Genomic DNA, 3,924 nt, shown 5'->3' on the forward strand with positions numbered 1-3,924 from the left:
GGTGGCACCCCGGAGGCCGCAGGCGCGGCGGCCGGCGCCACGATGAGCGAGGTGCGCGTGCAGGCGGCGCGTGGCGAGGACACGGCCTACAACGCCGTTTCGTCCGCCAGCGGCACCAAGACCGAGGCCCCGCTGCGCGACGTGCCGCAGACCATCGACGTGGTGCCGCAGCAGGTGATCCGCGACCAGGGCGCGACCTCGATGCAGGACACCCTGCGCAACGTGGCGGGCGTGGGCCTGTCGCATGGCGACGGCCAGCGCGACCAGGTCAGCATCCGCGGCTTCACCAGCATCGGCGACCAGTTCGTGGACGGTTTTCGCGACGACGCGCTGTATTTCCGCGACCTGTCCAACATCGAGCGGGTGGAGGTGGTGAAAGGCCCCGCCGCCGTGCTGTACGGGCGCGGCTCGTCCGGCGGCCTGGTCAACCGCGTGACGAAAAAGCCCGGCACGGACGTGTCCGACATCGCCCTGAGCGTGGGCAGCTGGGCCGACAAGCGCGCCGAGTTCGACGTGGGCCGCGCGCCCGCGGGCAGCGACTGGTCCTGGCGCGTCACCGGCGCGGCCGAGGACGCCAACAGCTACCGCAGCCAGCAGTTCCTGGAGCGCCAGGCCATCGCCCCTTCGGTGCTGTGGAAGCCCGACGGCGCCACTTCGCTCATGCTGCAGGCCGACTACCTGCACGACAAGCGCGTGACCGACTTCGGCATCCCGGCCTACCAGGGCCGCCCGGTCAACGTGCCCGCGGGCACCTATTTCGGCTCGGCCAACGCGCGCGATGCGGACACGTCCGAATCCACGGTCAGCTCGTTCACCGCCACGTTCAGCCACCGCTTTTCCGACACGCTGCGCGTGCGCAACGCCCTGCGCTACTACCACTACGACCTGGACCGCCAGAACACCCTGCCCGCGGGCACCACGAACGAGGCCGCGGGCACCGTGGCGCTCACGCGCTCGGGCGTGGACCGGCGCGAGCGCGGCGTGTTCAACCAGACCGAGCTGATCCAGAACCTGCGCACCGGCAGCGTCGCGCACGAGGTGCTTTACGGCCTGGAGATGGGCCAGCAGAACAAGGATGCGGTCTCGTTCACCGGCGGCACACTGGGCAACGTGAACCTGTGGAACCCGGTGCTGCCGGTGGCGCCGCTCAACGGCGGCGGGGCCGTGTCGGCCAGCGCGCTGAACCGCTACCTGACACGCGCGTTCTACGTGCAGGACCAGATCACGCTGTCGCCCGAGTGGAAGGTGCTGGCCGGCCTGCGCTACGACCGCTTCGGCCAGGAAACCGACAACCGCCTGGCGGGCCAGAGCGACTTCGAGCGCACGGACACCACCTGGAGCCCGCGCGCGGGCCTGGTGTGGCAGCCCACGGCGGCACAGTCGTACTACGTGTCGGTGAGCCGTTCCTACCAGCCCTCGGCCGAGATGTTCGCGCTGTCTGCCACCAACACGGCCATCCAGCCCGAGCAGACGACCAACTACGAAGTGGGTGCCAAGCTCGACCTGCTGGACGGCCGCGCCACGGCCACGGCCTCTCTGTTCCAGCTCGAGCGCACCGACATCAAGACCACCGACCCGGCACAGCCCACCCGGCTGATCCCCATCGGCACGCAGCGCACGCGCGGGCTGGAGCTGTCGCTGGCGGGCGAACTGGCGGCGGGCCTGCAGGCCACGCTGAGCTACGCGCTGCTGGACACGCGCATCACCCGCTCCACGGCCACCGACGCCGGCCAGGCGGTGCAGGGCAAACGCGCCACGATCACGCCGCGCAACGCGTTCTCGGCGTGGCTCACGCAGCGCCTGGGCGACGACTGGAGCGTGGGCGGCGGCATCAACTACGTGGGCGACCGCTTCGCCAATCCGGGCAACACGGTGACCCTGCCGTCGTACGTGGTGGTGGACGCGATGGCGCAGTACCGCATCGGCAAGGCGACCACGGTGCAGCTGAACCTGCGCAACCTGTTCGACCGCAACTACATCGTCTCGGCCCACGGCAGCAGCCCCAACCTGAACCTGCCGGGCGCGCCGCGCAATGCGCCGTGGGATGCTTCGTGTCCGATGCCGCGCAGGTGGCCGGCCTGCGGGCGCTGGGCATCGCATTCTTCGTCGTGGGCTCCGACCAGGCGCTGCTTCGCGCCGCGGCACGGCAGGCCATGGCGGGCGCGCTGGAATCCATCGCCGCCTGACCCCCTGGTACTACATATTGCGCGGGGTGTATGGCGTGCGCCATACTGCCCAACCCGAGACCGAGAGAGAAACATGAGTACCGAAGTCCGTTCCGTGCAGCGAGCGCTGCTCATCCTTCGCGTGATGAACGAGCGATCCACCTGGAGCCTGCAGGAGTTGCATCAGCGCACCGGCCTGGCCAAATCGACCCTGCACCGCCTGCTGAGCACGCTGGAGTCCGAGAAATACGTGCGCAGCGATCCGCACGCCTATGGGCAATACCAGCTCACGCTCGCCGTGGGCAACCTGAGCAGCGGCATCAACGAAAAGCTGCGCCTGGCCGAAGTGGCGGCGCCGCTGATGATCGCCACCACGCGCCAGATCAAGTGGCCGCTGTCCCTGGGGGTGATCGAAGGGCACCAGATCCGCGTGGTGTTCTGCACCATGCCCTACAGCCCGTACGCGATCCGGCCCTCCAGCCTGGGGCGCCGCTACGAGCTGATCCCGTCCGCGCTGGGCCGCACCTACCTGTCGTTCTGCAGCCGCGCCGAGCGCCGCATCCTGGTGGAGTCGGCCAACCTGAATGGCGACGAAAGCCAGAAGATCACCGACCTGTGGGCGATGCGCAAGATCGTGCAGCAGACGCGGCGCCAGGGCTACGCCATCCGCCACGCGCGCAGCAATGCCGAGAGCACGGCCTTCGCGGTGCCGGTGTTCGGCGGCGGGGTGTTGCGCGGCACGCTGGTGTATTCGACGTTCGCCAGCCAGATGGACGAGCGCATGCTCAAGCGTTTCCTGCCCCTGGTGCAGGCCACGGCGGACCGCATCGGGGAAGAAGCGGCCATCATGCCCGGCCAGTTGGGCGAGGCGCTGAACGGCCCGCACGTCTGACCTGGCTGCCTTGGGGCATGAGGGGACGGCGCGCCGCGCTCACCCTCAAGGCCATCCCAAGGCCGTCTCAGGGCAATTCCGCCGAGCCCATGCGTCCCAGGATCACCCGCGTGCGGCCGGAGAGGTAGGCCGAGCCCGGCGCCTTCTCGAAGCGCTTGGGCTGCGGCAGCATCACCGCCAGCCGGGCGGCCTCGGCCGCGCTGAGCTTCGAGGCGCTCTTTCGAAAGTAGTGCTGCGCGGCGGCCTCGGCCCCGAACACGCCATCGCCCCATTCCACGCTGTTGAGGTAGATCTCCAGGATGCGCTGCTTGCTCAGCAGCTGCTCCAGCGCCAGCGTGAGCACGAACTCCTGCCCCTTGCGCAGCAGCGTTCGTTCGCCCGACAGCAGCAGGTTCTTGGCCAGCTGCTGGGTGATGGTGGAGCCGCCGCGGATCTTGGGGTTGCGCACCGGCCGGTCGGGCTGCAGCTCCTGGCGCTTGGCGGCCTGGGCCTCGGCGCGGGCGTTGCGCTCCCAGGCCTTTTCGATCGCGTTCCAGTCCACGCCGTCGTGGTTGACGAAGCCGTCGTCCTCCGAGGCGATCACCGCGCGCTTGAGGGTGTCGGCGATCTGGCCGTAGGACACCCACTGCTGGCGCCATTGCAGCGTGCCGTGGGCGACCTGGCCCCAGGCCTCCGAGCGCTGGAAGGCGGTGGATTCGGGGTCGATCGCCACCATGGCCGCGATGCGGCCGACGAAGAACACCTGCAGCGCCACGAAGGCCAGCAGCACCAGCCCGATCCAACGCAGCAAGCCTTTCATGCCGTGGTCTCTCCCCAGGGCGGGTCAGTGGCCGGCGGCCATGGCGGCGCGCAGCTCGGCCAGCACCT

Annotated in this window: 1 protein-coding gene and 2 pseudogenes; 2 read left to right on the forward strand and 1 reads right to left on the reverse strand. The window is 69.6% G+C overall.

What is annotated here, in order from left to right; all coding sequences use genetic code 11:
• Positions 1 to 2,034 (forward strand): annotated as a pseudogene (locus AC27IQ_RS20015) (TonB-dependent receptor); the annotation flags it as partial.
• Between the two features lie 255 nt (positions 2,035 to 2,289).
• Positions 2,290 to 3,057, forward strand: a pseudogene (locus tag AC27IQ_RS20020) (IclR family transcriptional regulator domain-containing protein); the annotation flags it as partial.
• Positions 3,058 to 3,124: 67 nt separating this feature from the next.
• On the opposite strand, the gene mtgA reads toward AC27IQ_RS20020, so the two are convergent.
• Positions 3,125 to 3,856, reverse strand: a complete 732-nt coding sequence (mtgA, locus tag AC27IQ_RS20025; protein ID WP_487090534.1) for a monofunctional biosynthetic peptidoglycan transglycosylase — start codon at positions 3,854 to 3,856, stop codon at positions 3,125 to 3,127.
• Between the last annotated feature and the right edge of the window lie 68 nt (positions 3,857 to 3,924).

The organism is Acidovorax sp. KPB24-07 (assembly GCF_057543315.1).

Coding starts and splice junctions, on each gene's coding strand:
- mtgA (WP_487090534.1), bottom strand. CDS start 3,856: ATGAAAGGCTTGCTGCGTTGGATCGGGCTGGTGCTGCTGGCCTTCGTG.